This window comes from Curvibacter sp. Hmag1.1, assembly GCF_059769165.1.
Window position 1 is genome coordinate 2,572,432 of record NZ_JBMBGX010000002.1, and the last position, 20,344, is coordinate 2,592,775.

Consider the following 20,344-nt stretch of genomic DNA (forward strand, 5'->3'; position numbering starts at 1 on the left):
GCCGCGATTTTACGCGCCGACTCAGTGTGGGCCGTGCTGCCGCGCCTCGGAGGGGCTGTGTCCGAAAAGCTTGCGGTAGTCGCTGGCGAATTGGCTGAAGTGCCAGAAGCTCCAGTCGGCCGCCACGTCGCGTACGGCGCTGTCCGGTTTGCGCAGCAGGTCTCTGCGCGCTCCGTTGAGCCGTAGAATGCGAAGGTATTGCACGGGCGTCATGCCCAGTACGTCTTCGAAGCAGTACTGCAGGGTACGACGGCTCACGAACAGGCGCTGGCACAGGTCGGGCACGGTGATGGTCTGGTCGTGGTGGGCCAGCAGGTAGTCGCGTGCTTTGGCGACGATGCGCTGGCGGCGCGCCAAGCTGTCGCGCACCGCACTGTCCACCACGCCGGTGTCCAGCAATGGCAGCAAAGCGTCCAGCGCCAGATGCTGCGGGTCCGTCGAAGACACGGCATCGCCTGCCAGCAGTGCGTGCAATGTGTGCAGGCATTGGTGGCGCGCGGCCGGTGAGGCCTGCACCACTTCGGCACGGCTCAGGCGTTCCCAATCGAGTTCAAAGCCCATGCGATGGGCGGCCTCGCGCAAGGCATCCTGCCGTACCACCACCCCAAAGATGGTGTAGTCCGCCGGCGTGACGAGCTCGAATTCGCAATTCCCCGGGCGCACCAGCACGCTGTCAGGTGTTGCGGTGCGTCCGTTGATGCGGGTCGCCTGGGCTGAGTAGGGCAGGCCGAACCACAGGGCATCCGGCCAGACGCAGCAGGTCTGCCGCATGCCCTGGCTGGTGCTTTCCCGGAAAACCTGCATGTCCGGCAATTGCATTTCCTCCAGCAAGCCGTGGAAGCTGCCCGGGGTGGTTTGGTCGTAGCACTGCTCCCAGTTGGTGAGGTTGCCGGCGTGCTCGTCCGCATCACGTGCTTCGATGACACGGAGGGCAGCGGTGGGTAATGACGGCGACTGCATGGGCGAGCGATGAATGTGTGCGGAATGGTGACCAAGGCAGCTGCACCGTGAAGGTGCGCAATGCAGGTTTGCCGATTTTTGATACCGGCTTGCCATCCGACTGCCTACATTCACCACTAGCAAACCCCATGCCGGCGTGCAGGGGGCACTTTCTCAACCCATGTTGGAGGAACCACATGTCAACGTCACAACCCTCATCGGGCGCTCATGCGCTCAAGCCGGTGCTCAGCACCTTGCAGCTCTGGGGCATCGCCGTCGGGCTGGTGATTTCCGGCGAATACTTTGGCTGGAGCTTTGGCTGGGCATCGGCAGGCACGCTGGGTTTCACTATCACCGCACTGTTTATCGCGGCGATGTACACCACCTTCATCTTCAGCTTTACCGAACTCACGACGTCCATCCCCCATGCCGGTGGTCCCTTTGCGTACAGCAAGCGCGCCTTCGGTCCCACCGGCGGCTACCTCGCTGGCGCTGCCACTCTGGTGGAGTTTGTATTCGCTCCGCCTGCCATCGCATTGGCGATTGGGGCCTACCTGAACGTGCAATTCCCCTCGCTGGATCCCAAATTGGCAGCCTTGGGCGCCTATCTGGTGTTCATGACGTTGAACATCGTGGGCGTGCAAATCGCCGCGACTTTTGAGTTGTTTGTCACCATTCTGGCCATTTTTGAATTGCTGGTGTTCATGGGCGTGGTCTCGCCCGGGTTCTCGATTGCCAACTTCACTAAAGGGGGGTGGTCCGGTCAAGACAGCTTCAGCCTTGCGGCCATTCCCGGCATGTTTGCAGCCATTCCGTTTGCCATCTGGTTCTTTTTGGCGATTGAAGGCGTGGCCATGGCAGCCGAAGAAGCCAAAGACCCCAAGCGCTCCATCCCGATTGCCTATATCACCGGCATCCTGACCTTGGTGGTGCTGGCCGTGGGCGTGATGGTATTTGCCGGCGGCGCCGGTGACTGGACCAAGCTTGCCAACATCAATGACCCGCTGCCCCAAGCCATGAAGCTCATCGTGGGTGAAAACAGTGGTTGGTTGCACATGCTGGTGTGGTTGGGCCTGTTCGGTCTGGTAGCGTCCTTCCACGGCATCATCCTGGGCTATTCACGCCAGATCTACGCTTTGTCCCGCGAGGCCTTCCTGCCTTCGTACTTTGCCAAAGTCCATCCCCGCTTCAAGACACCGCACCGCGCCATCCTGGCTGGTGGCGTGGTCGGCATTGCGGCCATTTACAGTGATTCTTTGATCACTATTGGCGGCCAGTCCCTGACCGCGAATATCGTCACCATGTCGGTGTTCGGCGCCATCCTGATGTACATCCTGAGCATGCTCAGCCTGTTCAAGCTGCGCAGTACCGAACCCGGCATGGCACGTCCTTTCCGTGCACCGCTGTATCCCTTCTTCCCGGCGTTCGCCCTGTTCGGCGCGCTGGTGTGCATGGCCACCATGATCTACTACAACCCCCTGATCTTCGGTTTGTTTGTGGGCTTCCTGGTGCTGGGGTACGTCTACTTTAAGATGACCGGACAGCAACGTGCAGATGCCATGCCCCAAGGCATGAGCGCCTCTGTCGCCAAGTAATCACTGCACTTTTGCCACCTGCCACTTCTTTGAATCACTGACGTGCCAAGCCACCCTTACCAGCACACCGTCGCAAGCCATGTCTATGGTTTTCGGGACCTCAAAGACCTGATGGCAAAGGCCACGCCCTTGCGCTCAGGTGACTTGTTGGCCGGGGTGGCTGCGCACACGGCGCAGGAACGGGCTGCGGCCCAGATGGCCTTGGCAGAACTGCCCTTGCGCATCTTCCTGACCGAGGCCTTGGTGCCCTACGAATCAGACGAAGTTACCCGACTGATTCTGGATACCCATAGTGCGCAAGCGTTTGCGCCGGTGAGCCACCTCACGGTGGGGGATTTCCGCAACTGGCTGCTCAGTGATGCGGCAGACACGCAGGCCCTCACGGCACTGGCACCCGGCATCACGCCCGAAATGGCCGCCGCCGTGAGCAAGCTCATGCGTAACCAGGACCTGATTCTGGTGGCCAAGAAGTGCCGGGTGGTGACGGCGTTTCGCAACACCATCGGCCTGCCCGGCCGCATGGCGACACGCCTGCAGCCCAACCACCCCACGGATGACGCCACCGGCATCGCCGCCAGCCTGCTGGACGGCTTGCTGTACGGCAGCGGGGACGCGGTGATCGGCATCAACCCCGCGACCGACAACGTGGCCCAGGTGATGAAGCTGGTGCACATGATGGGCGACGTCATCGCGCACTACGACATCCCGACGCAGAGTTGTGTGCTCACCCATGTGACCAACACCATCCAGGCGATTGAGCGCGGTGCGCCGGTGGATTTGGTGTTCCAGTCCATAGGCGGTACCGAGGCCACCAACAGCAGCTTTGGCTTGAACCTCGCGTTGCTGGCCGAGGCGCGGAGTGCGGCACTTTCGCTGAACCGTGGCACGGTGGGCGACAACGTGATGTATTTCGAAACCGGGCAGGGCAGCGCCCTCTCGGCCAACGCCCACCATGGCATGGACCAACAAACCTGCGAGGCCCGAGCCTACGCGGTGGCGCGAGCTTTCAAGCCGCTGCTGGTCAACACCGTGGTCGGCTTCATAGGCCCTGAGTACCTGTTTGATGGCAAGCAGATCATCCGTGCGGGGCTGGAAGACCACTTCTGCGCCAAGCTGCTGGGCCTGCCCATGGGCTGCGATGTCTGCTACACCAACCACGCCGAAGCCGACCAGAACGACATGGATGTGCTGCTCACCCTGCTGGGGGCGGCGGGCTGCAACTTCGTGATGGGCATTCCGGGCTCGGACGACATCATGCTGAACTACCAGACCACGTCGTTCCACGACGCCCTGTATGCGCGCAAGGTGCTGGGCTTGTGGCCTGCGCCCGAATTCGAGGCCTGGTTGCAGCGCATGAACATCTTTCAAGGGCAGGGCGCCGACTTGGTGCTGCCGCCGGGACTGCCCGCCGCATTCGAGCAAGCCTTGTTGCCCTTGGCTTGAGGTGATGCATGTCTGACCCACAGTCACCCGTCACCGCCAACCCATGGGCAGCATTGCGCCAATTCACCGATGCCCGCATTGCCTTGGGCCGCTCCGGCGTGAGCTTGCCCACGAGCGCGCATCTTGCGTTTCAATTGGCCCATGCCCAGGCGCGAGATGCCGTGCATCGCGGCTTAGACGGCCCAGCTTTGTCCGCCCAGCTTAGTGCTGCGTGGCCGAGTCTGCCTAGCACTGTGCTCCAACTGCACAGCGCTGCGACGGACCGCAACCACTACCTGCAACGCCCCGATCTGGGGCGCAGGTTGGACATCGCTTCGCGCGACTTGTTGGCCCCTTCGAAAGGGACCCTGGAGGAACGGCGGTTCGACGTGGCGTTTGTGATCGCAGACGGCCTGTCGGCTTTGGCTATTGAGCAAAACGCGGCACCGTTTTTGGCGGCTTTGCATCAGCGCATGGCGGGTGAAGATTGGAAAGTCGCGCCCCTGTGTGTGGTGCGCCAAGCCCGCGTCGCCATCGGCGATGAAATTGGGCAGGCACTGGGTGCGAAGGCGGTGGTGGTGCTGATCGGGGAGCGCCCCGGTTTGAGCTCACCGGATAGCATGGGCCTGTATCTGACCTGGATGCCCCGCGTGGGGCTGACGGACGCGAGCCGCAATTGCATCTCCAATGTGCGGCCCGCCGGGCTAGTGGTTGACGAAGCAGCCTACAAGTTGCACTTTCTGCTCACCGAATCCCGCCAGCGCCACCTGTCCGGAGTGGAGCTCAAAGACGAAACCGCCACAGCGGCCACTGCCCTGAACGCAGGCCACGGCAACTTCCTGCTGAAGTAAGCCGCAGCCCTTTGCGTGAGGTCAGGCGGGCAAATAGCCTTCGACCGACAGATAGCGCTCACCGGTGTCGTAGTTGAAGCCCAGCACGGTGCTGCCTGCGGGGATCTCGGGCAGTTTCTGCGCAATCGCGGCTAAGGTTGCGCCGCTGGAAATGCCGACCAGCAAACCTTCCTCACGTGCGCTGCGGCGGCCGTACTCGCGGGCAGTTTCGGCTTCGACCTGAATCACGCCATCCAGCAGATCCGTCTTCAGGTTTTTGGGGATGAAGCCAGCGCCAATGCCTTGAATAGGGTGGGGCGCGGGTGCACCACCGCTGATCACGGGGGATGCGGAAGGCTCTACGGCAAAAACCTTGAGCTGCGGCCACTTGGCTTTGAGCACTTGGGCCACACCACTCAGGTGCCCGCCGGTGCCTACGCCGGTGATGATGTAGTCCACGCCTTGGGGGAAGTCGTTGGCGATTTCCAGGGCGGTGGTGCGCACGTGCACATCGATGTTGGCGGGATTTTCAAACTGCTGGGGGATCCAGGCGCCGGGGGTCTGGGCCTTGAGTTCTTCGGCGCGGGCGATGGCGCCCTTCATGCCTTTCTCGCGCGGGGTCAGGTCGAAGCTGGCGCCGTAAGCCAACATGAGGCGGCGGCGCTCAATGGACATGCTGTCGGGCATGACCAGAATCAGTTTGTATCCCTTGACCGCTGCAACCAGGGCCAAGCCCACGCCAGTGTTGCCGGAGGTGGGTTCAATGATGGTGGCGCCGGGTTGCAGCGCGCCGCTGCGTTCTGCGTCTTCAATCATGGCCAAGGCAATGCGGTCCTTGATGGAGCCGCCCGGGTTGGTGCGCTCGCTTTTCACATACACCTTGTGGCTGTTGCCGAACAGCTTGTTGATGCGGATGTGGGGCGTGTTGCCGATGGTTTGCAGGACGTTGTCGAATGCCATGGTGTGTCTCCGTGATGGGGTCTGAACGTGAATATTCTGAAGCAAAGTTTTGAAAAGGCTTCGACAGTTTGCACATATCGATATTCCTGCTCCGGCAGGACCGATAATCAGGGGGTGAAGCCCGCCAGACCACCGCTGGTGCAATTCTGGAAACAGAGCACTGGAGGAACGTCCGGACTGCATAGGGCAGCGTAGCAGCTAACGGCTGTCCACCGACAAGTCGGCCACGCAAGTGGAAGGCCCTAAGGTGAGGATTAGAGCAACAGAGACGAGCCGATTCAGTTCGGGTGAAACGGGCAATCTCTACGCGCAGCAATACCAAGTAGGCACACGTTGACGGGGCCCCCGGAGTGTGCGGGTAGGTAGCATCGAGCCGTCCGGGTGACCGGCGGCCCAGAGTAATGGTGGTCACGTGGGGGAAACCCCATGCACAGAATCCGGCTTATCGGTGGGCTTCACACTTTATTTGTTGTATGGTCGAGTCTTCACAGTGTTTTTGGCGGAGGCTTTATGCGACCGATTCTGGAACTGTTGGAGAAACACGGGGGCTCTGTCTGGAGCCTGAACCCGGATGACAGCGTCTACCAGGCGCTCGAAATGCTGGCCGACTGCAACGTCGGCGCGCTCATGGTGATGGATGGCGACAAGTTGGTCGGCATTTTCTCGGAGCGGGACTACACCCGCAAAATCGCACTGTCGGGTCGATCTTCCAAAGACACCAAAGTGAAAGACATCATGACCTCGCAGGTCATGGTAGTCGGCCCCAAGACGCGCACCCAGGAGTGCATGGCCTTGATGAGTCAGAAAAAGATCCGCCACTTGCCGGTAGTCGACGGTACCAAGGTGCTGGGCATGATCTCTATCCGGGACTTGATGGACGACATCATCAAGGACCACGAACAGACGATCAGCCAGCTGCAAAGCTACATCGCGAGCTGACGCGCTCTCAAAACTTCTCCCAGCCCGCCAGATACCGCCATTGCCCGACCGGTAGGTCGGACAGCGCAACGCGCCCCAGCCGGATGCGTTTCATTCCCAGAATGTGCAGCCCGGCTTTTTCGCACAGAAAGGCAATCAGTCCTGGGTGTGAGCCCTTGATGGCAAAGCGCAGGCGGCTGGACTCCGGGGTGGTGCTGTTTACACTGACTTTCACCTGAGGCAGGTCCAAGCGCTCGTCCTTGAGCGCGTAGGCTATAGGCTTGAGCGCATCAGGCTCCACTTCTCCCTTCACCTCGACCAGAAATTCATGTTCCATGGTGGACATGTCCTCTGTGAGCTTGCGGGTGGTGCGCCAGTCCTGGGTGAAGACCACCAGGCCGGTTGCGCCGGTTTCCAACTCGACATCCGCTTCAAGGTGGTTGAAGTGACGCTTGAGCACGCGGGTGTCAGCCGGGTCACCTTCCCAATGGTTGGCAGGGGTCAGTAGCGCACGGGCATTTGCCGGAGGCGCTTTGTGTCCCGGTGCGCCAGTGCGTGCCGGGGCACCGGCGCGCACCGGAGTTAGTTCTTCCAGCCCGTCGGTGTGGCCGGCCGGCTTGTTCAGCAACAGGGTGACCGGTGTGAGTTCCATCAGGCTGGCGTTGGGGTCCAGGGTGATGGTCTCCCGGTCCACCCGGTGCTGGGGTTCTTCCACCACTACCCCGTTAACCTGCACCCAGCCGCCTTCGATATATTGCTCCGCTTCCTTGCGGGAGCAATCTTTGAGGGCCATGACGCGTTTGGAGAGGCGCTCACCGGTAGTGGCTGCCGGTGCTTCTACGACGGGCTCTTTGCGTGGCTTGCGCAAACGAGGCTTCTTGCTGGATGGCGCAGGTGTCTGAGCTGTTGTGGTGGGGCCTGGACGATGGGCTGCCCCCGGACTCCGCAATGAAGAGGGGCCACGCGGTCCCGAGGGTGTCCGGGTCGCGCTGGCTGCGCGCTGAGGCTGGGGGGCGGATGCGGGTGCTCTCGCCGGTGCCGCGGCGCGCGTCGGTTTGACGGGCTTGGTCAGTATGGGGCGTGGGGGCTTGGCGTCGGATGTGCTCATGCTTGGCCTTCTTCGTTATGTTGCGCGCCCGGATTGTCCAGTGCGTAAATGCGTTCTACATGGGCTAGCAGGGAGCGTTTGGCCACAGGCCAGATGCGCGGGTCTACATCGTCGTAGGCCAGGGGCAGCCAGTCGTCCAGGATGCCTTGGGGATTGGCTTGCATGACAGCCGCAATTTTGGCTTCGCGCGCCAGGCGGTGCGCCTTGAGCTTGGCAATGGCCTCGCCCGCTCCGTCAATGACATGGCCGTGGGCCGGCAGGATGTATTGCGCTTGGTAGTCGCGGCAGGCAGCGGCCAGTGCGTCCAGCGAATCCAGATAGTCCCGCATGTTGCCGTCCGGCGGGTCGATGACCGTGGTGCTGCCATTCAAGATGTGGTCGCCACTGAAGAGCAGGCCGTCTTCTTCCAGCAGCAGGCATACGTGATTGGCTGCATGGCCAGGGGTGTAAATCACCTGCAGGGTGTGCACAGGTTTAAGTGCGGTTTCGACCTCTGGCGCAGGCAGCATATGCGCGAGCAGCTCTCTATTTTGTAGCGGTCGGTCCGGAGTGAACGCGCTGGCGGCGCGTGCGGTGGACGCTGAGGGCAAGCCCAGAATCGGCGGGCCGCCCTGGCACAGGGCCTGTAGCGGTGCAGCGCCGGGCGAATGGTCGGGGTGCGAATGGGTGCACACAATGCGCAGGATGTTGCCGCCACTGCCGTCTTCAAACGCAGCCGCCTGCCACAGGCGCTGCAGGTGGTCGGGGTCAGCAGGCCCCGGGTCAATGACGGTATAGCCCGTGGCGGGTTCGCCCACCAGGTAGCTGTTGGTGCCGGGGCCTGTCATCACGCCGGGGTTGGGGGCGGTGAGGCGCAGCACATGGCGCATCAGGGGCACGGGTCTGTCGGTTTGCCAGGCATCAAGGAGCGAGGCGGCGGCCGGCGAGAGTTCGCCGGGCAGAAGGTGGGTGGGTCTGGCCATGCGGCGGATTGTGCAGCCAAACGGGGATAATGAACGGATGCGAATCCAGTTCACCAAAATGCAGGGCGCGGGCAACGACTTCGTGGTGCTCGATGAAACCAAGGGTCGCTTGGGCTTGACCCCTGCGCATTACCGCTTTCTGGGCGATCGCCACTTCGGCGTGGGGGCCGACCAGATTCTCACGGTGCGCCCTTCGCCCGCCGAGGGCATCGACTTCGAATACGTGATTCACAACGCCGATGGCAACGAGGTTGAGCAGTGTGGCAATGGCTCCCGCTGCTTCGCCCGCTTTGTGCGCGACCAGGGCTTGACCGGCAAAGACCGCATCCGCGTCAAAACCATGAAGGGCGTGATCGAACCCTTGCTCACTCCTGATGGCCGGGTGACGGTGGACATGGGCGCACCAGTGTTTAACCCGGCTGACATTCCTTTTGACGACAGTGGCCTGAGTCTGCAAGCCATGGGTTCATGGGGAAATTGGCCTCTGGCGCCCGTGGAATCTGCGCAAGCAGCTCCTCTTTTGGTAGCAACGGTATCTATGGGCAACCCCCATGCGGTCACTCTGGTGGCTGATGTGGATGCTGCACCGGTCGCCACACTGGGCCCGCAGGTGCAGGCCAACCCGCGCTTTACCCAAGGTGTGAACGTAGGCTTTCTGCAGGTGGTGAGCCGCAGCCAGGTGCGCTTGCGCGTGTACGAGCGCGGTGTGGGCGAGACGCTGGCCTGTGGCACGGGCGCCTGCGCGGCCGTGGTGGCCGGTATCCGTCTCGGCCTGCTGGACGCACGTGTGGATGTGCAGACCCGTGGCGGCATGCTGACCATTGCCTGGGAGGGCATGGGCGCCTCAGTTTTCATGACCGGACCCGCCACCACCGTCTTCCGTGGCGAAATTGAATTACCCGAATAACCTGAACCCGCAGACCATGACTCCACCTCTGAACCAAGCCTTGGGCAACCCCATCACTGAAGACGACATTGCCAACTATTTGGTGAACAACCCCGACTTCTTCCAGCGCCACGCGGAGTTGCTGGCCACGGTGCAGTTCACCAGCCCGCACAGCCACCGCGCAGTGAGCTTGCAGGAGCGCCAGGCCGAGATGCTGCGCGAGAAGATCAAGTTGCTGGAGCAGCGCATCATGGAAATGATCCGCCACGGCAACGAGAACGTGATGCTGTCCGACAAGATCCTGCGTTGGGCGCGCTCGCTGTTTCTCACCATCAACCCGGCCGAGTTGCCCGTGGAGATCGTGCGCGAAATCAAGGACCAGTTCGCCGTCCCGCAAGTGGGCTTGCGTGTCTGGGGCGTGGCTGAGGGCTTTTCTGCTTTGCCGGCGGCCCAGGAGGTCAGTGAAGATGCCAAGGTCTTCGCCACCTCGTTGAATGAACCTTTCTGCGGCCTGAATACCGGTTTTGAGGCCGTGAGCTGGTTGGAAGAGCCGGGCACGGTCAGCTCGCTGGCGCTGATTCCCCTGCGCAGTGGCATGGCCGGCAGCCAGGCGCCCGCCTTCGGCATGCTGGTGCTGGCCTCGGGCGACGCGCAGCGTTTCAACAGCGGCATGGGCACGGACTTCCTGGCGCGCATCGGCGAAATCGCCAGCGCTGCGCTGTCCCGCCTGCGTTAAGCCATTCCCATACCGCCATGACTGCGGACGACTCGGCACTGGTGGAGAAATACCTGGAGTTCGTCCGCGTCGAAAAGCGCTTGGCCGCGCGCACCGTGGAGCTGTATTCGCTGGATCTGGGGCGGCTGTCTGAGCAGGCCACGCGTGCCGGCGTTACCATGAGAGACGTCAGGAATCACCACATCCGCCGCTGGGTTGCCCAGATGCACAGCGCCGGGCGCAGCGGGCGCGGCATCGCACTCATTCTGTCGGGATGGCGCGGTTTTTATGCCTGGCTGGGCCGCGAGGGCTTGGTGAGCAGCAACCCGGTGCAAGATGTGCGCTCGCCCAAGGCGCCCAAACCATTGCCCAAAGCGCTGGCGGTGGATGACGCGGTGCAGTTTGCCGATTTCGAAAGTTATGACAACGCTTGGCTGGAAGCCCGCGATGCCGCCATCGTCGAACTGCTCTATGGCAGCGGCCTGCGCGTCGGAGAGTTGGTGGGGCTGGATGTAGTAGCCGGCAAAGATGCCAAGGGCTGGATCGACATGCAGGCCGCAGAGGCCCATGTGCTGGGCAAAGGGTCCAAGCGTCGCAGTGTGCCGGTGGGTGCCACGGCCATGCAGGCCTTGCAGCGTTGGTTGGAGTTGCGTGGCCCTTCGGGTACTGCGACAGCGGCACCTGTGGACGCCGCAGCCGCCCATGCAGCTTCCGCGCTCTTCACTGGCCGCAATGGCACGCGCCTCACCGCGCAAAGTGTGTGGCAGCGGCTCAAGCGGCGCAGCCAGCTGGCCGGCCTGAATGTGCCGGTGCACCCGCACATGCTGCGCCACTCGTTTGCCAGCCACGTGCTGCAGAGCAGTGGCGACTTGCGTGGCGTGCAAGAACTGCTGGGCCACGCCAATATCACCACCACGCAGGTCTATACCCGGTTGGACTTTCAGCATCTGGCCAAGGCCTACGACGCTGCGCATCCGCGCGCCAAACTCAAGCGGGAGCCCTGACGGGGGGCATGAGCCGCCTCCTCTTTTTCGCAAAAAGTTTTGGGTTTCTTGAAAGTTGCCAAAACGCGGTATATAATCATGGGCTTGTAGCGCGGGAATAGCTCAGTTGGTAGAGCGCAACCTTGCCAAGGTTGAGGTCGAGAGTTCGAGACTCTTTTCCCGCTCCAAATTCACCCTCAAGGGTTTCAAAAAAGGTCAGCAGTATGCTGGCCTTTTTTGTTTTCTGATTCGCAAGGACCAAAAAAAGGGAGCTTTAGCTCCCATTTTTTGCATGTCGCATCCATCAAGCCGATTTTTTGCGGCGTGCAGCAGCTCCGAGTAAGCCCAAACCGGCCAAAAACAAGGCATATGTTTCGGGTTCGGGAACTGGTGCGGCAAGAACTTCGTTGGGTGCCGCTGTCGTTACATTCAACTCATAAAGCCAGTTGTTAGAGCCATGAGTTCCTGTGAACGAAAAATCAGAGTAACCAGTTACACCCACAAAGTAAGTGCCAGCAGTCAATGTACGACGAATCAAAGCATCGTAGCCGGGGCCGGCATCGTCATTTGTTTCTATGGCAACGCCAGTCGAACTGAACAAGCCAACGATGGGGTCATTCTGTAATGTGATGCCATAGGGCGTATTCACGGCAAAGTTCAAGTCCAATGTGGACCCCAATGTGAACTTGAAGAAATCCAAAGAAGTACCGCCTGGCAACGCGCTCAGACGTGAACCGAAGATGTTGATATCGGAATTGGCACCCAAAGTACCGATGTTTTGTGCGGTCAAAAATGTGTCGTTTGAGCCAAGGCCCAAAGTCTCAGCTTCGAAAATGGTTTGACCGGCAGCGTTGGCAACAGTCGAGCCTGCCAACATTGCGGCTACAACTGCGATTTTTTTGAAAATCATGTGGTTTCCCTGAAGGTTGAAATGATGTGAATGAATTCACAGTTTCAATTTAAGCCTGACCGCTTTTTCCAGCAATAGCCACTTCGGACTAGCGGCGACAATAGCCCCCATGAAAACCATTCGACTGCGCGCCGGTAAAGAGCGCTCCTTGTTGCGCCGCCACCCTTGGATTTTTGAATCCGCGATCGCCAAAGGCGGCGGAGACAGCGGGGAGACGGTTCGCGTCGAATCGGCCGAGGGGGCATTTCTGGGTTGGGCGGCGTTCAGTCCTCAGTCCAAGATCCGGGCGCGTGTCTGGAGTTTTGATGAAAAGCAGCGCATTGATGCTAGCTTTTTTATAGCTGCTTGCGCACAAGCTATAGGCGCCAGAGCCAGATTTGACATACAAAGCGACGGTGTGCGCCTGATCCACGGCGAGTCGGATGGATTACCCGGTTTGATCGTGGACCGCTACGGTGACACGCTGGTGGCGCAGTTCACCTCGGCCGGTGTGGAGAAGTGGAAGCCCGCCATTGCGGATGCCTTGCTCAGTGCCACCGGGCTGACCAAGCTGTACGAGCGCTCGGATGCCAGCAGCCGCGCCTTGGAGGGCTTGTCCGAGGCCACCGGCTGGCTGCGTGGCGAAGGGGCGACGGACCTGGTGCTGCGCGAGCATGACTGGAAACTGGCCCTGAGCATCGCAGAAGGCCACAAAACCGGCTTTTATCTGGACCAGCGTGACAGCCGGCACAAATTTGCCCAGTACACCCGCCGCCTCGGTTTCCAGCGGGTGCTGAACTGCTACTCCTACACCGGCGGATTCTCGGTGGCGGCTTTGGCGGGCGGTGCTGCGCATGTGACCTCGATTGACTCCAGCGGCCCGGCGATCGAAAAAGCCAAGGCGAACGTGGCCCTGAATGGCTTTGACGCGGCGCGCGCCACTTTCATGGACGCGGATGTGAATGCCTCGCTGCGCGCTTTTGCGGCTGAGGGGCGCACCTTTGATGCCATCATTCTGGATCCGCCCAAGTTTGCGCCGACCGTGGCGCATGCCGAGCGTGCGGCAAGGGCTTACAAGGACATCAATCGTCTGGCCTTCAAGTTGCTGGAGCCGGGTGGGGTGCTGTTCACTTACAGCTGTTCCGGCGGCATCAGTGCTGACTTGTTCCACAAAATCATCGCCGGTGCGGGCTCCGACGCGGGTGTGGACGGCTTTATCACTGAGCGCATGGGCGGAGCTCCGGACCATCCGATGACCATTGCCTTTCCTGAAGGCGAGTACCTTAAGGGCTTGGTCGTGATGCGGCGACAAGCCTGACACCGACAAGTCTTGAATTGCTGACTACACTCCCCAGTTGCTTCTTTTGCACTGCACCATTTTTGGAAGTTGAACGATGAGCTTGATTCCCGCCACCATCCTGACCGGTTTTCTGGGTTCCGGTAAAACCACTTTGCTCAAGCGCGTGCTGGCTGAGGCCCACGGTCAGAAGATCGCCGTCATTGAAAATGAGTTCGGTGAAGAGAACATCGACAGTGACATCCTCGTGAGTGACACCAACGAGCAGATCATCCAGATGAGCAATGGCTGTGTGTGCTGCACCATTCGCGAAGACTTGCGCACCACGCTGAAAGACCTGGCTGAGAAAAAGCGCAAGGGCGAGCTGGACTTTGAGCGCGTCGTGATTGAAACCACCGGCGTGGCCGATCCCGGCCCGGTCGCACAGACCTTCTTTATGGATGACGAGATCGCGGAGACTTATCTGCTGGACTCCATCCTGACGCTGGTAGACGCCAAGCACGCCGTGCAGCAGCTCAATGACCGCCAGGAAGCGCGCCGCCAGATCGGTTTTGCGGACCAGATATTCATCAGCAAGTCGGATCTGGTGTCCAAAGAGGAGCTGGATGCCCTGATGCACCGCATCAAGCATATGAACCCGCGTGCTCCGCAAAAAGCAGTGCACTTCGGCGATGTGGCCATCAAAGAGGTGTTTGACCTGCGCGGCTTCAATCTGAACGCCAAGCTCGACATCGATCCGGATTTCCTGAAGGAAGACGATCACCACCACCATGACCACGAACATGGCGAGCACTGTGATCACCCTTCCCATGCTCACGACCACGCGACCCACGGGCATCACCACCATCATGAAGACGATGTGAAGAGCTTCGTGTTCAAGTCGGACCGTCCGTTTGACCCCGCTAAGCTGGAAGATTTTCTGGGGGCCATCGTCAACATCTATGGCCCGCGCATGCTGCGTTACAAAGGCGTGCTTTACATGAAGGGTACCGAGCGCAAGGTAATTTTCCAGGGCGTGCACCAATTGATGGGCAGCGATCTGGGACCCGCCTGGGCGGAGGGGGAGGCCCGTACGAGCAAGATGGTGTTTATCGGCATCGACTTGCCCAAAGACATCTTCTTGCAAGGCATGGAGCAATCCTTGGTGTAACGGCTCAAAGTCGAGAGGGTAGGGCGCCTTATGTTTGTCTCGCTTTTGCAACTAATGGGTTTTCCCATGGGTAAGCCTGTACACTCGCGCGCCGAAGAAACCCGCTCTGACAAGCCCCTGAAAGGGCGCAAAGCGACTGCAGCCACCAGCGACCATGCGCAGGCCGAACCTGCCAGGAGACAAGAAGTGAACGCGAAATCCGGGAAAGATAGCAAGGTGAAACCAGCCCCCAGCAAAGCAAAACCTGTTGCGAAAAAGGCTGTCACTGCCAAAGCTGCCACCAAGGCTGCTGCAGCCAAAACCCCTGCCAAACCAGCTGCAAAAGCAGCTGCAAAAGCTCCTGTCGCTACCAAATCGAGCAGCAAAGCCGCTGTCAAAACCGTGGTTTCTGCACCTGTGAAAACTCCTACCAAAGCCGCTGCCAAAGCGCCCGCCAAAACCGCTCCTGCAGCGGCCAAGTCCACAACTAAAGCAGTGGAAAAAGCTCCAGTCGCGGCGGCAAGTAAAATCAAAGCGGCCGCAACCAAAGCGGTCGCGAAGCCACTTGAGGTGGTCAAGGAAGCACCTGCAACCCCAGTGCGCGCCGTGCCCGCTGTTGTTGCCGTGCCGTCAGTTCCTGCCAAAGCAGGAAGGCCCTCATCCCGCCTGGCCCAGTTGACGGTCCCGTCGATGGCGCAAACTGTGGCTTCCACAGCTGCAAAAGCCAGTTATAACCAAACCATGTCTGCTCCAGTCATTGCTCCCGTGATACCTGCCATTGTGAAAAAAGACGCCAAATTAGCCAATAACTGGAAAAGCAAAACGGTTGCCGAACTGTCGGATGCCGAGTTGTTGGCGATGCCCGACTCGGAATACATGAATGAGGTGCAACTTGCGTATTTCCGCCTGAAGCTCTCCAACCTCAAGCGCGACATCCTGACCAGCGCCGGTGAAACCACTGAACACCTGCGTGAAGATACTTCCGTAGTGCCCGATCCTGCAGACCGCGCCACCATTGAAGAAGAGCATGCTTTGGAGTTGCGCACGCGTGACCGTGAGCGTAAGTTGCTGAAGAAGATCGAACAATCGATTGCGCGCATTGATGCTGGCGATTACGGTTATTGCGATGAAACCGGTGAGCCCATCGGTGTGGGTCGCCTTTTGGCGCGTCCCACGGCGACCTTGTCGCTGGAGGCGCAGCAGCGCCGTGAGCTCAAGCAGAAGATGTTCGGGGACTGAAGTCCCGATCGCTGCGCACATCCGTATCCGATATGTCAACCAAAGACGAACGACCGGGCTTACTTTCCAAGGTGGCGATGTTCGTTCGCAATCCGACCAAAGACTGGTCGGAGTTATCGCGCACGGAAACCGAGCCGGATAGCAGTTACGACAAACAGGCCTTGAAGGCCATGATTGAGCGCAAGCGGCAAAACGACTTCGTCCGCAAGCGAGAGTTCGATCAATTGCGCAAGCTGCGCAATCGCGATCCATCTGCAGCAGCCAATCTGGCTCGTCCGTCATTCTTCCAGAGCAGTATTCCTACTGATCCTGATGGTCGTGCGGTGACGTTGAAGAAGATTGATGAAATCGAAGCCCAGATGTCCAAGCAGTGGTGGAAAGGCAAGCAAGAGGCTGCCGCCATGCATGGAGCGGGACCGACAGCACCACAAAGCATCCCGCCTTCCCTCCCGGCAGCTCCCAGCCCTGGATCGCAACCGTCCGTGGATGCACCGATTTCAATTCCTTCTGTATTTGAGTCGACAGAATCCACTGGTTTGAGGGTATTGAACACCGTCCGAGATCCGGCGCCCTCCACCGAATATGCACCGACGGAGATGGGCTCTGGCATGCCGCCCATGTCCTCCCATGTTCCTTTGGCGCCGGTGGTGAAGGGGCCCGTTACCCACATCACGGCAGATCCTTCTGAATTGAGCTTTTCCACTTCCAAGCTTTTTGCCATGGATGTGGCAGATATGGCCACGGACCCCGAGTTGGAGGAGGCGGCCATTCGCTTTGCCAATGGAGACGACGCAGGTGCTGAAGCCGGTCTGATTCAGGCGCTAGGGAGAGGTCATCCGGAAGCAGAGGTCGCCTTCAATTGGGCCGCCGCGCTCATGGATCTGTACCGCGCCACGCAGAATCGCGACCGGTTTGATTGGGCCACCGTGGAATACGCGCATCTTTGGAACGGCCGGGTGCCCGGGTGGGAAGTGTTGCAGCTCGATTCCAACCACGGTATGGATACGACCGCTGCGGCCCCGTTTGTCCCTGAGCCTGTGGAAGGCGAGTTCGGAACTGAGGCGGCCATGTGGGACTGCCCGGCGACCCTGACGGTCGACGGCATGGAGTCCTTGCGCATGGTGCTGTCCAGCAATCCCATGCCGTGGACATTGGCGTGGGGCCGACTGCAACGCATCGAGCCTGAAGCCATGCCCCTGCTTTCAGGGCTGTTTGCAAGCTTGTGTGATGAGCCGGTGTCCTTGCGTTTTGCTGGCGCGGATATGCTTTTGCAAGCCTTGCGCAACCTGACCCCCTCCGGCGACAGGTCGGTGGATTCCGTGTGGTGGACGGTGCGCCTTAACGCTTTGCGTGCCTTGCAATTGCTCGACGAGTTTGAGTTGGTGGCGCTGGATTACTGTGTGACGTATGAAGTTTCGCCGCCAGCATGGGAGCCGGCCAAGTGTGATTACGCAGCATGGTCCGGACCTTCCGTTGCACGGTCCACGGCGGACTTTATTGCCACCGTGCCTATGGGGCTGGATTCGGTAACGATTACCAGCCAGGAGCTCCGTGGGGAGGTGGTCGGGGATGCCATGACCGTTCTGGCAGGCATCGATGGCGCGCGTGATGCGTCCAACAGCATTGCCGTGTCCTGCCGCTACCTTGTGCGGGTCGATTTTTCTGCTGCCGGCAGCATTCTCAATTGGGTTGCCATGCGCCAAGCCGAGGGCTGCATGGTGCAATTCCAGGATGTACACCGGCTTGTAGCCGCGTTCTTCAACGTGATCGGCATCAGCGAGCACGCACGCGTTATTCCCCGTTCGCTCTAAGGCGAACGCAGCAAGCCGGCGAGTGCCCGGCTTGCTTTTCTTGCAACCATCCTCATTTATCCGCCATGGAACAATTTCACGGAACGACCATCATCAGTGTGCGTCGTCAGACCCCAACCGGTATGCAAGTGGCCATCGGTGGCGACGGGCAAGTGACGCTTGGCAACATTGTGATCAAGGGTACGGCCCGTAAAGTACGCAAGCTCTACCACGGCAAGGTCTTGGCGGGATTTGCGGGTGCCACGGCTGACGCATTCACCTTGTTTGAACGTTTTGAAGCCAAGCTTGAAAAGCACCAAGGGCACTTGGTGCGTGCGGCCATTGAGCTCACCAAGGATTGGCGCACTGACCGCGTCTTGCGCAAGCTGGAGGCGATGCTGGCGGTGGCAGACAAAGATGCATCACTCATCATCACCGGCAACGGGGATGTGCTGGAGCCTGAAAACGGGATTGTGACGATTGGTTCCGGTGGGGCCTATGCGCAAGCAGCGGCAGTGGCGTTGCTCAACCATTCCGATCTATCTGCTGCGGACATCGTGAAACGCTCGCTGGAAATCGCCGGCGAGTTGTGCATTTACACGAACATGAACCACACCATTGAAACCCTCTAAGCAGGGTTGCCGCTTTCTATTTTTATGCAAACACTTACGCCTCAAGGCATTGTTGCCGAATTGGATAAACACATTGTCGGGCAGGCGCAAGCCAAGCGCGCTGTTGCCATTGCGTTACGTAACCGGTGGCGCAGGCAGATGGTGGAGGGCACTCTCCGCACGGAAATCACGCCCAAAAACATTCTGATGATTGGTCCTACTGGCGTGGGTAAGACCGAGATTGCCAGACGCTTGGCCCGTTTGGCCGACGCACCCTTCATCAAGGTGGAAGCGACGAAGTTCACCGAAGTCGGCTACGTGGGCAAGGACGTAGACGCCATCATTCGCGATCTTGCAGAGATTGCAGTCAAACAGACGCGCGAGTCAGAAAAAGCCAAGGTACGCGCGCGGGCAGAAGATGCAGCGGAAGACCGAATTCTGGATATCCTGATTCCAACGCCGCGGGCAGACTTCGGTTCTCTCTCTGCGGCTGAGACTCCAGAAAATGCTACACGCCAGGCTTTTCGCAAGAAGCTGCGTGAGGGTCAGTTAGCAGACCGCGAGATAGAGTTGGAAGTGGCTGCGCCCGCGCCCAGCCTGGACGTGATGGGGCCAGCCGGAATGGAGGAGATGACCGAACAGATTCGCGGTTTGTTCGGTCAAATGGGGCAGGGCAAGAAGCAAACCCGCAAGCTCCGTATTGAGGATGCCGCCAAGCTGCTCGCCGATGAAGAAGCTGCCAAGTTGGTCAATGAGGAAAACGTCAAGACTCAGGCCATCCAAATGCTTGAGCAAAACGGCATTGTCTTTATTGACGAGATCGACAAGGTCACCTCGCGCAGTGAAGGCAGTGGCGCAGAGGTTTCCCGTCAGGGTGTTCAGCGGGACCTATTGCCTCTGGTGGAGGGCACCACGGTGTCCACGAAGTACGGAATGGTAAAGACGGATCACATTCTCTTTGTGGCATCCGGAGCGTTCCATCTGAGCAAGCCCAGCGATCTGATTCCTGAGCTTCAAGGGCGCTTTCCCATTCGGGTGGAGTTGCAGTCGCTCTCGGTTCAAGACTTCGAGGCCATCCTGACCCAAACCCATGCGTCCCTGATCAAGCAATACCAGGCGCTATTGGCGACAGAAAGCGTGCAACTGCATTTCACCGATGACGGCATTACCCGCTTGGCCCAGATCGCCTTCGATGTGAACGAGCGTACGGAGAATATTGGAGCCCGCCGCTTGTCCACCGTCATGGAGCGCCTGCTCGATGAGGTGAGCTTTGACGCCACTTCATTGGCCGGGCAAACGGTTCATATAGACGCAGCCTATGTCGACCAGCGTTTGGCAGCCCTGAGTCAAGACGAAGATTTGTCACGATTCATCCTTTAGGAAGGCATGGACCGGATAAACGGTTGTTGCTTCAAGCATCACTTTCAGAGCCTCTGCTAAGTGCTTAATTTAGAACGGTTTTTAAGCTTGGTAAGCCTTCGAAAACGCGTCTAAGTCCTTGATTTCATTGGAAAATTTTCGCGCAGGCCCTATTGCGAACGCGTGTTTTGCTGATACAGTGCAAAAAAGTGCAATTTAGTGGTGAAAAGTGCCGCGAAATTGCTGTTTCGACACTGCTGCAGCAAAAAGGTGTTTTTTCGTGTTCCAAGGGGCTTCGTCTCTCAGTCTTGATGCCAAGGGTCGCCTGTCGGTGCCGACACGGCATCGTGACGTCTTGAGTGCGACGGCTGCCGGACAGATCACGATCACCAAACATCCCCACGGCTGTTTGATGGTGTTCCCGCGGCCTGAATGGGAAAAGTTCCGTGAACGGATTGCGGCTCTGCCCATGTCCGCCCAGTGGTGGAAACGGATTTTTCTGGGCAATGCCATGGACGTGGAGATGGATGGCACCGGCCGTGTGCTGATTTCACCGGAGTTGCGTGAGTCTGCCGGCATCGCCAAAGACACCATGCTGCTGGGCATGGGCAACCACTTTGAGCTATGGGACAAGGCCACGTACGACGAACAAGAAGCGAAGGCCATGCAGGGTGAAATGCCCGACGTCTTCAAGGATTTCTCTTTTTAAGGC

At 59.6% G+C, this 20,344-nt stretch carries 18 protein-coding genes, 1 tRNA gene, 1 other RNA gene and 1 pseudogene; 16 read left to right on the plus strand and 5 right to left on the minus strand.

What is annotated here, in order from left to right; genetic code table 11:
• Positions 1-21 precede the first annotated feature (21 nt).
• Positions 22-960, minus strand: a complete 939-nt coding sequence (locus ACOAP0_RS12815) for a helix-turn-helix domain-containing protein (RefSeq protein WP_498376710.1) — start codon at positions 958-960, stop codon at positions 22-24.
• A gap of 176 nt (positions 961-1,136) precedes the next feature.
• Between ACOAP0_RS12815 and eat the strand changes: the two genes are divergently transcribed.
• The 3 genes from eat to eutC are packed head-to-tail and all read left to right on the plus strand — an operon-like array spanning position 1,137 to position 4,807.
• On the plus strand, positions 1,137-2,534 hold the full coding sequence (eat, locus tag ACOAP0_RS12820; RefSeq protein ID WP_498376711.1) for an ethanolamine permease: 1,398 nt from the start codon (positions 1,137-1,139) through the stop codon (positions 2,532-2,534).
• 42 nt (positions 2,535-2,576) lie between these two features.
• Positions 2,577-3,977, plus strand: a complete 1,401-nt coding sequence (locus ACOAP0_RS12825; protein ID WP_498376712.1) for an ethanolamine ammonia-lyase subunit EutB — start codon at positions 2,577-2,579, stop codon at positions 3,975-3,977.
• A gap of 8 nt (positions 3,978-3,985) precedes the next feature.
• Positions 3,986-4,807 carry an ethanolamine ammonia-lyase subunit EutC gene (eutC, locus tag ACOAP0_RS12830; RefSeq protein ID WP_498376714.1) on the plus strand — a complete coding sequence of 274 codons (822 nt, stop codon included), beginning with the start codon at positions 3,986-3,988 and terminating at the stop codon, positions 4,805-4,807.
• A 21-nt stretch (positions 4,808-4,828) separates the two neighbouring features.
• Here the strand turns inward: eutC and cysK are convergent, their stop codons facing one another.
• Entirely contained in the window at positions 4,829-5,746 is a 918-nt protein-coding gene (gene cysK, locus ACOAP0_RS12835) for a cysteine synthase A (RefSeq protein WP_498376715.1), read from the minus strand.
• A gap of 116 nt (positions 5,747-5,862) precedes the next feature.
• Here cysK and rnpB point away from each other — a divergent pair.
• Together rnpB and ACOAP0_RS12845 are read left to right on the plus strand one after the other, a co-directional pair.
• Positions 5,863-6,207, plus strand: an RNA gene (gene rnpB / locus ACOAP0_RS12840) — RNase P RNA component class A.
• 49 nt (positions 6,208-6,256) lie between these two features.
• Entirely contained in the window at positions 6,257-6,685 is a 429-nt protein-coding gene (locus ACOAP0_RS12845) for a CBS domain-containing protein (RefSeq protein WP_481873675.1), read from the plus strand.
• A gap of 7 nt (positions 6,686-6,692) precedes the next feature.
• Here ACOAP0_RS12845 and ACOAP0_RS12850 read toward each other — a convergent pair whose 3' ends face one another.
• The gene (locus tag ACOAP0_RS12850; RefSeq protein ID WP_498376717.1) at positions 6,693-7,772 is read right to left on the minus strand and encodes an RNA pseudouridine synthase; all 1,080 of its coding nucleotides are present in this window, start codon (positions 7,770-7,772) and stop codon (positions 6,693-6,695) included.
• Positions 7,769-8,668 (minus strand): annotated as a pseudogene (locus tag ACOAP0_RS12855) (MBL fold metallo-hydrolase); the annotation flags it as partial. The gene ACOAP0_RS12850 and the pseudogene ACOAP0_RS12855, both read right to left, overlap by 4 nt.
• 103 nt (positions 8,669-8,771) lie before the next feature.
• Here ACOAP0_RS12855 and dapF point away from each other — a divergent pair.
• From dapF to ACOAP0_RS12875, 4 genes are all read left to right on the plus strand, one after another.
• Entirely contained in the window at positions 8,772-9,641 is an 870-nt protein-coding gene (gene dapF / locus ACOAP0_RS12860; protein ID WP_498376719.1) for a diaminopimelate epimerase, read from the plus strand.
• 16 nt (positions 9,642-9,657) lie between these two features.
• The gene (locus ACOAP0_RS12865; protein ID WP_481873678.1) at positions 9,658-10,356 is read left to right on the plus strand and encodes a DUF484 family protein; all 699 of its coding nucleotides are present in this window, start codon (positions 9,658-9,660) and stop codon (positions 10,354-10,356) included.
• A 17-nt stretch (positions 10,357-10,373) separates the two neighbouring features.
• Positions 10,374-11,339: a tyrosine recombinase XerC gene (locus ACOAP0_RS12870; RefSeq protein WP_498376720.1), complete on the plus strand. Its 966-nt coding sequence runs from the start codon at positions 10,374-10,376 to the stop codon at positions 11,337-11,339.
• Positions 11,340-11,430: 91 nt separating this feature from the next.
• Positions 11,431-11,506: transfer RNA gene (locus ACOAP0_RS12875), tRNA-Gly, on the plus strand.
• Positions 11,507-11,622: 116 nt separating this feature from the next.
• Here the strand turns inward: ACOAP0_RS12875 and ACOAP0_RS12880 are convergent.
• Positions 11,623-12,228, minus strand: a complete 606-nt coding sequence (locus tag ACOAP0_RS12880; RefSeq protein ID WP_498376721.1) for a DVUA0089 family protein — start codon at positions 12,226-12,228, stop codon at positions 11,623-11,625.
• 109 nt (positions 12,229-12,337) lie between these two features.
• On the opposite strand from ACOAP0_RS12880, the gene ACOAP0_RS12885 reads away from it, so the two are divergent.
• From ACOAP0_RS12885 to mraZ, 7 genes are all read left to right on the plus strand, one after another.
• A complete protein-coding gene (locus ACOAP0_RS12885; RefSeq protein WP_498391432.1) occupies positions 12,338-13,525 on the plus strand; it encodes a class I SAM-dependent rRNA methyltransferase in 1,188 nt (395 codons plus the stop codon).
• Between the two features lie 76 nt (positions 13,526-13,601).
• Complete coding sequence (locus ACOAP0_RS12890) at positions 13,602-14,654, plus strand: CobW family GTP-binding protein (protein WP_498376722.1); 1,053 nt, start codon at positions 13,602-13,604, stop codon at positions 14,652-14,654.
• 396 nt (positions 14,655-15,050) lie between these two features.
• Positions 15,051-15,872, plus strand: a complete 822-nt coding sequence (gene dksA / locus ACOAP0_RS12895; RefSeq protein WP_498377779.1) for an RNA polymerase-binding protein DksA — start codon at positions 15,051-15,053, stop codon at positions 15,870-15,872.
• 32 nt (positions 15,873-15,904) lie between these two features.
• Positions 15,905-17,683 (plus strand): STAS domain-containing protein, encoded by a 1,779-nt coding sequence (locus ACOAP0_RS12900; RefSeq protein WP_498376723.1) that lies wholly within the window; start codon positions 15,905-15,907, stop codon positions 17,681-17,683.
• A gap of 65 nt (positions 17,684-17,748) precedes the next feature.
• The gene (gene hslV / locus ACOAP0_RS12905; protein ID WP_498376724.1) at positions 17,749-18,294 is read left to right on the plus strand and encodes an ATP-dependent protease subunit HslV; all 546 of its coding nucleotides are present in this window, start codon (positions 17,749-17,751) and stop codon (positions 18,292-18,294) included.
• A 24-nt stretch (positions 18,295-18,318) separates the two neighbouring features.
• Positions 18,319-19,653 (plus strand): ATP-dependent protease ATPase subunit HslU, encoded by a 1,335-nt coding sequence (hslU, locus tag ACOAP0_RS12910; RefSeq protein WP_498376725.1) that lies wholly within the window; start codon positions 18,319-18,321, stop codon positions 19,651-19,653.
• A gap of 259 nt (positions 19,654-19,912) precedes the next feature.
• Positions 19,913-20,341, plus strand: coding sequence for a division/cell wall cluster transcriptional repressor MraZ (mraZ, locus tag ACOAP0_RS12915; RefSeq protein WP_498376726.1), 429 nt, complete (start codon positions 19,913-19,915; stop codon positions 20,339-20,341).
• Positions 20,342-20,344: the final 3 nt, after the last annotated feature.

What these genes read in the sequence shown, in the direction of transcription:
- ACOAP0_RS12885 (WP_498391432.1), top strand. Translation starts at nt 12,338, where the DNA reads ATGAAAACCATTCGACTGCGCGCCGGTAAAGAGCGCTCCTTGTTGCGC.
- ACOAP0_RS12870 (WP_498376720.1), top strand. Translation starts at nt 10,374, where the DNA reads ATGACTGCGGACGACTCGGCACTGGTGGAGAAATACCTGGAGTTCGTC.
- ACOAP0_RS12850 (WP_498376717.1), bottom strand. Translation starts at nt 7,772, where the DNA reads ATGAGCACATCCGACGCCAAGCCCCCACGCCCCATACTGACCAAGCCC.
- hslU (WP_498376725.1), top strand. Translation starts at nt 18,319, where the DNA reads ATGCAAACACTTACGCCTCAAGGCATTGTTGCCGAATTGGATAAACAC.
- eutC (WP_498376714.1), top strand. Translation starts at nt 3,986, where the DNA reads ATGTCTGACCCACAGTCACCCGTCACCGCCAACCCATGGGCAGCATTG.
- ACOAP0_RS12890 (WP_498376722.1), top strand. Translation starts at nt 13,602, where the DNA reads ATGAGCTTGATTCCCGCCACCATCCTGACCGGTTTTCTGGGTTCCGGT.
- hslV (WP_498376724.1), top strand. Translation starts at nt 17,749, where the DNA reads ATGGAACAATTTCACGGAACGACCATCATCAGTGTGCGTCGTCAGACC.
- ACOAP0_RS12880 (WP_498376721.1), bottom strand. Translation starts at nt 12,228, where the DNA reads ATGATTTTCAAAAAAATCGCAGTTGTAGCCGCAATGTTGGCAGGCTCG.
- ACOAP0_RS12815 (WP_498376710.1), bottom strand. Translation starts at nt 960, where the DNA reads ATGCAGTCGCCGTCATTACCCACCGCTGCCCTCCGTGTCATCGAAGCA.
- dapF (WP_498376719.1), top strand. Translation starts at nt 8,772, where the DNA reads ATGCGAATCCAGTTCACCAAAATGCAGGGCGCGGGCAACGACTTCGTG.
- cysK (WP_498376715.1), bottom strand. Translation starts at nt 5,746, where the DNA reads ATGGCATTCGACAACGTCCTGCAAACCATCGGCAACACGCCCCACATC.
- eat (WP_498376711.1), top strand. Translation starts at nt 1,137, where the DNA reads ATGTCAACGTCACAACCCTCATCGGGCGCTCATGCGCTCAAGCCGGTG.
- ACOAP0_RS12845 (WP_481873675.1), top strand. Translation starts at nt 6,257, where the DNA reads ATGCGACCGATTCTGGAACTGTTGGAGAAACACGGGGGCTCTGTCTGG.
- ACOAP0_RS12900 (WP_498376723.1), top strand. Translation starts at nt 15,905, where the DNA reads ATGTCAACCAAAGACGAACGACCGGGCTTACTTTCCAAGGTGGCGATG.
- ACOAP0_RS12865 (WP_481873678.1), top strand. Translation starts at nt 9,658, where the DNA reads ATGACTCCACCTCTGAACCAAGCCTTGGGCAACCCCATCACTGAAGAC.